Genomic DNA, 6,343 nt, shown 5'->3' on the forward strand with positions numbered 1-6,343 from the left:
GTCACCGCCTGGGCGGGCGACTCCCCGTGGACGTACGCCTCGCGCATCCGGGAGACCAGGAAGACCTCGTAGTCCATGGCCAGGCCGAAGACGATACCCACCAGGAAGATCGGCATCAGGCTCATGATCGGGCCGGTCTGCTCCACCCCCATGAGGTCGGCGCCGTGGCCCTGCTGGAAGACCAGGACGACCGCACCCAGGGAGGCCAGGACCGACAGCAGGTATCCGAGTGCCGCCTTCAGCGGGACGAGCAGGGACCGGAAGACGAGCAGCAGCAGTACGACCGCGAGGCCCAGAACGACAATCAGGTAGGGGACCAGGGCCGACCGCACTTTCTTGGCGACGTCGATGTCGAGGGCGGTGGTGCCCGTGACGGCGAAGGTCGCCCCGGTCCGGGACTCGATCGTGGGCCGGTCGTCCCGGATGGACGCGACCAAGCTCTTGGTCTTCTCGTCGGTCGGCGCCGTGGACGGCACGGCCTGGAAGACGGCCGTGTCCCCCGTCGCGTCGAAGCGGGGCGAAGAGACGGAGACGACCCCCTTGGTGTCACCGATCCGCTGTGCGACGGACCGGACGGCGCTTTTCGCGCCGGTGGAGTTCCGGGCGTCCACGACGATGGTCAGAGGTCCGTTGAAGCCGGGCCCGAAGGCTTCGGCCAGCGCATCGTACGCCCGGCGCTCGGTGGTGGAGGCCGGTTTGGCTTCGTCCCCGGGATTGCCGAGCCGCAGGTCCATGGCCGGCAGGACGAGAGCACCCAACCCCGTCACACCCAGCAACAGTACGGGCAGCGGACGCCGCAGCACGAAGCGCGCCCAGCGGGTGCCCCAGTTGTTCCGGGTGCCCTGCTCTCCGATCCGTCCGCCCTTGCGGTCCCGCCGGGTGAGCACGGCGTTGGGCCAGAAGCCGAGCAGCGCCGGGACCAGTGTCAGGGCGATCAGCACGGCGACGGTGACCGCGCCGGCCGCGGCCAGCCCCATCTTGGTGAGCATCGGGACACCGACCACCGCGAGTCCGGCCAGCGCGATGACCACGGTCGACCCGGCGAACACCACCGCGGACCCGGCCGTGCCGGCCGCGAACCCCACCGCCTCCTCGGGCGTACGGCCCCGGGCTCGCTCCTCGCGGTAACGGGAGACCACGAACAGGGCGTAGTCGATGCCGACCGCGAGACCCAGCATCATCGCCAGGACACTCGTCGTCGCGGACAGGTCCAGCGCATGGGCCAGGGCCAGGATCACGGCCAGGCTGACCCCGACCCCGATCAGGGCAGTCAGCAGCGGCAGCCCGGCCGCAGCGAGCGAGCCGAAGGTGGCCAGCAGGACGACGGCGGCCAGCATGACACCGATCAGCTCGGCCGCACCGCCCGGCCCACCGCCCGCGTCCAGGACCTTTCCTCCGGCCTCGACGGTCAGCCCGCCGTCCCGGGCATCGTGAACGGCCTCCTCCAGCCGGTTCCTGCTGGCATCGGTGAGTTCCTTGGCCCCGACCTCGTAGGTGACGGTCGCATACGCGGTCCGGCCGTACTTGCTCAGCGTCTTCGACTGGAACGGATCGGAGACGCTCGCGACCTGCGTGCCGCCGGCGAGGGAGGCCATGGTCTTCTCGACGGCCTGTCTGTTCCCAGGATCGGTGATCTGCTCGCCGGGCTGCGCGACGAAGACGATCCGGGCGGTCGCACCGTCGGCAGCGGCACCGGGGAAACTCCGTTCCATCAGATCGAACGCCTTCTGGGACTCGATACCTGGCATGGAGAGCCCTTTGTCGGACGCCGCCGGAGCCTTGAGTGCACCAAGTCCGGTCAGCGCCAGGACGGCCGCCCAGATCAGAGTGACGTACCAGCGTCGTCGAAAGGCCAGACGGCCCACTTGGTGAAGGAATACGGCCACGACAGGAGGTCCCCCCGGTAGATGCTGGTCGGTCCGCCCAGCCTCTCCGGATGCGGGCCATCCTGTCGTCGTACGCCTGTTGGCAGTTACCGCTACTGAGAACGTAGTAGGCACCTGCCGAGCGGCACGAAAGCAGGCGAGGAAGCCACGCTGCTTGTGAGCGCTTACCGTGCTGCGGGGCGCAGCTACGAGCTTCGCCCGACGCCGACGCAGAGTCTCAGGATCCGCTCCGACTGCGGTGGCCGGGTGTGCTGAGCATGGCCCAGTGATGGTCCTTGCCGGCGTCGATGCCCACCCAGACCCGCTCATGACGTTCCGTCATCCTCGTCGCTCCGTTCCCAAGGAAGCAGCACCTACGCTCCGGCTGCTGATTGAGAACTGCGGTCATCGCTGGTTAAGGGCTTGGCGGCGGAGTGTTCCCGGACCGGAATGCTGATCGTCACCTGTGAGGGCGAGCGACGCTGCAAGCTCCGTCCGTCTCAGCGCGCGATGGTGGCACTGGTGTACCTGCGCGAGCACACCACACTCGCGAAGATCGCTGCCGGGTTCGGGATCAGCGAGTCCACGGCCCACGCCTACACCAGCGCGGTTGTCGCCCTGCTCGCCGAACGTGCACCGGGTCTGCTGAAACTGCCGCGCGAGCACGAACTCCGGTTCGTCCTGCTGGACGGCACCTTCGCCGAGTGCGACCGGGGCGGCGACGGCCGCGCCGACTACTCCCACAAACACCGGCGCCACGGTGTGAACGTGCAGGTCGTCACCGAACCCGGCGGCCAGCCGCTGTGGCTCTGCCCCGCCCAACCAGGCCACACCCACGACCTGACCGCTGCCCGCACCCACCGGATCATCCGGATCTTTGAGCGCGAGGGCGTCCCCATCCCGGCCGATCTCGCCTACCAGGGCGCCGGCCCGTGCCTGACCACCGGCATCGATCGCAGGCCCCTGCAGGAACTCACCCCACGGAAAAGTCCGCAACCAGGCGCTGGCCGCAGCGCGAGCGCCCGTCCAACGAGGTGTCGCGAGGCTCAAGTCCTGGCGGATCTTTCGCAAGTCCCGATGTGCAGCCCCAACCGCATGACGTCAATCACCAAGACTGTCCTCACGCTAGAGCGGTAACGCTGAACGTCCCGAGCGGAGGTCACCGTGGCTGAGCAGGATGGAGAGGATCTGATGTTCGCCATCGGCGGGATCGCCGAGGACGATCGTGCGCTGGGCTCCTGTGCCTTCCAGCGCATCCAGACGATCCCGCTCGGCCAGCACCTCCTTCTGTTGCAGGGCGGCATCAACATCGCGAGTGGTCTGAGTCTCCAACTAGGGAAGCGACTCGCCGCGGGACGTCCCGCTGACCGTGCTGCTGGGTGATGAGAACTTCGAGGTGATGGGCAGTTCCGTGCAGTTGCCGCTGCCGCCGGTGTCGCTGCCGGAGGCGCTTCCGGAGCACGCGCGGGAGAAGGCTCTGTGGTGGGAGGGCGCCGAACCGCGGTCACGCGAACCGCCGTCTGACCGGGAGGTCCGGGAGCACCGGCCCCGGCCTGCACACCCTGCGGCGTCCTACGAAGGCGCGTTCCCCTCCCGGCTGTGCTGCCGCACCCGACGCCTCATGTCTCGGGCGGGGACCGCGACCGCGATCAGGACCGGGACCCCTGCGGCGATCCCGACCCAGAGAACGAGCGCGAGGTAGCCGTAGGCGGCGTTCCGCGTGTCCTGGTCCGCCCATACGAGGAAGACGATGCTCACCACGAGCGCGACCGCCATGAGGGCGGCGACGACGACGGCGGTCCAGGTGAGAACGCCCGCCCACCGCCGGTAGGAAGCGGTGACCTCACGGGCCTGCGGTGGCGCGTACACGCCGGGCGGCCGGGGCCAGTGGGAGGGAGGCTGCTGGTCGGACATGGGACCAGTTCTACTGTGCGCGGCCCCGGAACACCATCCTTCACTTCTTCATGGCGTCCCACCTGACGGCACTGAAGCTGCGCACCAGGGCGACCAGCGCGGCCCCGAGCCGCCAGTCCAGGTCCGGTTCGTGCAGATGCAGCTTGTCGCCGCCGGACCTGAACTCCAGGGGCATCCTGCCGCCCGCACGCCATCGGATGCGCCGGGGGCCGCGCGCGGCACCGCCCACGCCCGGGGAGCTGTCGAAGACGGAGACGAGGACGATCAGCACCATCAGGGGCAGACACAGCCACCACACGAACCACCACACGATCCGGCCCTTGTAGCCCACCGCATCGGGGCCGCCTGGTGGGGTCACGGTCCAGCGCGTACGAAGGCCCCTGCCTCGGAACGTCTTCTCGCGCACGATCGTGCCGATGTGCTCGCCGTGCGCGCCGAGGACCTGGAAGCTGGCGACACCGCCGGCGGCGGACTGGGTCACCACCGTGGCCACCCGCTCCCGGCGGTGCGCGTCGGCCCACAATACGAAGGCGCGGGCGCCGCGCTTGCGGGCCGCGAGATAGGCGGGTATGCCGCCCGGCGGCAGCTCGCGCTCCGGGTACGCGACCACGCGGGCCGGCCCCGAACCGTCGGTGAAGTCGATCGAATCCCTGACCTTCCCCGGGTCCTGGCCCCTTCCCCCGACGCTGTTCATACTCAGTACCTTGCTCACTCGGCGGGCTCCTCAAGGGCTGATAAGGGGGCGCGTCCAGCTATCAGCTGCCTACCCTATGGGCTGGATCTGGCCCGTCGGCAGGATCAGATCGGCCGACCCGTGCGGGAGCCGATGAGAAAAGGGCGGCAAGCCCGCAGGCCCACCGCCCCTTCGTCCAGGGGGAGTTACTGGATGATCGGGATCCGGCCCGTCGCCGGCGGAGTCAGCGGTGGGGCGGCCGTGGAGTGGGCCGCCAGGTAGGCGTTGGAAAAGTCCAGGTCGAAGCGCCGACCAGCTTGTTCGTGCCCTAGCCGAGGGCCGCGAAGCCGACGCCGCCGCCCGCGAGGAACTCGTTCATCGCGACGCGGTAGCCCATCGACGCTCCCGCTCTGCCGAGCAGCCGAGCGAAACCAAATAGGGCGTCAAAGCCCAGCGCAACATCGCTCAACCTTCACTGCGACGGGTCAGAACCTCCGTTGATCTCATACACGCGCCCCGGTGGAGGGCCTGGTGCACTGAGCCCTCTGCTCGCAGTGGCTTCGCAGAGGTTTTACGGAGAGCTTTCGGGTGCTCCGCACGCCGCCGGGCTCGCGGCGAGGTCCTCCCGTGTCCCGGTCCGCGTCATGGCACACAGCGGGGCGCTGCGTGCCATGACCGGGGCCGGGACCGCCGCAAAATCCTTCGGAGGCATCAGGTCGTGGCTCTCCAGGACGGCGTGCAGGCGCCAGTCGCCGTACTCGATCACGTAGTCGAGCGCCAGGAGGTCCTCGGGCCCGTGCAGCACGAGCGGGCCTTCGGCACCGTACGACCCGGCCCCATCAAATGGCGACACACTCACTGCCATACCCGGAGCCCTCGGGCTCACCGATCCTACGAATGACCGGGGTTGGCCCGCGCAAAGACGACAGGACAAGCCTGGGTCATGGCAGATATTTACAGTCGACCCGCGCGCCGGTTTCGGGGTGGTAGCGGGCCCACTTCATCTTGAGCATGGTCTCGCGGCCGTACTCGCCGTCTATCCTCGCGCCGATCCTGCCCTGAACGTCCTCCAGAGCATCCTCGGTGGCCTGCCCGAAGCTGCTGTCAAGTACGAGACTCTTGCCGTAGCAGCTGTTCATGTTCTTCTGCAGGGCTCTGACCCCGGGGCCGCTGTTCCCGTACTGCAGGTAGCAGTTGGATGTGAAGGGCGCGGTGACGTGGACCGGCAACACCCATTTCATGCCCTGCGTGTCTGTATTTGTGTCGGATCCGTTGCACACCGGGTCTGCTGCGTGGGCGGGGGCAGCGGTGATCACTCCTCCGAACAGTGCCGCCATCATGGCCCCTGTCGCGAGAAGTGCCTTGCTTTTACCTGGCTTGCGCATGCCTACTGGTTCCTTTCAACATGGAGCCTGATCTATGCGTGCCACGCCTGCTGAACAGCTACCTTTTCTGACCTCGCCCACGAACCTTAGGGTCGTCGTGGGCTGCGGACTTTGTCGTCCGTGCAGGGAACTTTGTCAGTCGTGCCACGTCTCAAGTTGACGCCGCATCAGGCGAGGGTCGCCCTGCAAGTGAGGTCATGCGCGACCCGCCATGGCCGGTGTCAGCCGCGTACGACGGGCACAGGCGCCCGCGGCCTCGCGGGCGCAGGCAGGGCTGGAGAGTTTCGTCCTCGAGCAACTGGACACCTCCCCGAGTCTGTGCGCGCACCCCTTCGGTATCGCCTCCCTGACCAGCGCCACAACGTCTCTCACGCTGCACCTCGACCCCTACATGGGCCAAGAGCGGTACTCCTCCCTGACCATGCGGGCCCGCGGGGCAGTTGACGGGTCTGTACGCTCACCGGTGTAATTGATGATCATGGAAGAGACATCAAGTGACTGACACC

At 68.2% G+C, this 6,343-nt stretch carries 6 protein-coding genes and 2 pseudogenes; 2 read left to right on the forward strand and 6 right to left on the reverse strand.

What is annotated here, in order from left to right:
* A partial coding sequence (locus tag IE278_RS41460; protein ID WP_189780203.1) for an MMPL family transporter occupies window positions 1-1,886 on the reverse strand: 1,886 nt, incomplete at its 3' end.
* 429 nt (window positions 1,887-2,315) lie between these two features.
* Here IE278_RS41460 and IE278_RS41465 point away from each other — a divergent pair.
* Together IE278_RS41465 and IE278_RS41470 are read left to right on the forward strand one after the other, a co-directional pair.
* Window positions 2,316-3,002: pseudogene (locus IE278_RS41465) on the forward strand (transposase).
* Between the two features lie 27 nt (window positions 3,003-3,029).
* Window positions 3,030-3,248: a hypothetical protein gene (locus tag IE278_RS41470; RefSeq protein ID WP_189780204.1), complete on the forward strand. Its 219-nt coding sequence runs from the start codon at window positions 3,030-3,032 to the stop codon at window positions 3,246-3,248.
* 189 nt (window positions 3,249-3,437) lie between these two features.
* Here IE278_RS41470 and IE278_RS41475 read toward each other — a convergent pair whose 3' ends face one another.
* The 5 genes and pseudogenes from IE278_RS41475 to IE278_RS41495 all read right to left on the reverse strand — a co-directional run bounded on the left by IE278_RS41475 (window position 3,438) and on the right by IE278_RS41495 (window position 5,837).
* Entirely contained in the window at window positions 3,438-3,779 is a 342-nt protein-coding gene (locus IE278_RS41475; RefSeq protein ID WP_189780205.1) for a hypothetical protein, read from the reverse strand.
* Between the two features lie 40 nt (window positions 3,780-3,819).
* Window positions 3,820-4,491 carry a hypothetical protein gene (locus tag IE278_RS41480; RefSeq protein WP_246571824.1) on the reverse strand — a complete coding sequence of 224 codons (672 nt, stop codon included), beginning with the start codon at window positions 4,489-4,491 and terminating at the stop codon, window positions 3,820-3,822.
* Between the two features lie 167 nt (window positions 4,492-4,658).
* Window positions 4,659-4,843: pseudogene (locus IE278_RS41485) on the reverse strand (bifunctional metallophosphatase/5'-nucleotidase); the annotation flags it as partial.
* A 180-nt stretch (window positions 4,844-5,023) separates the two neighbouring features.
* On the reverse strand, window positions 5,024-5,305 hold the full coding sequence (locus IE278_RS41490) for a hypothetical protein (protein WP_189780206.1): 282 nt from the start codon (window positions 5,303-5,305) through the stop codon (window positions 5,024-5,026).
* An 88-nt stretch (window positions 5,306-5,393) separates the two neighbouring features.
* Window positions 5,394-5,837, reverse strand: a complete 444-nt coding sequence (locus tag IE278_RS41495; protein WP_189780207.1) for a peptidoglycan-binding domain-containing protein — start codon at window positions 5,835-5,837, stop codon at window positions 5,394-5,396.
* Between the last annotated feature and the right edge of the window lie 506 nt (window positions 5,838-6,343).

The sequence above is a fragment of the Streptomyces tauricus genome, assembly GCF_014650955.1.
GTDB classification, from domain to species: Bacteria; Actinomycetota; Actinomycetes; order Streptomycetales; family Streptomycetaceae; genus Streptomyces; species Streptomyces tauricus.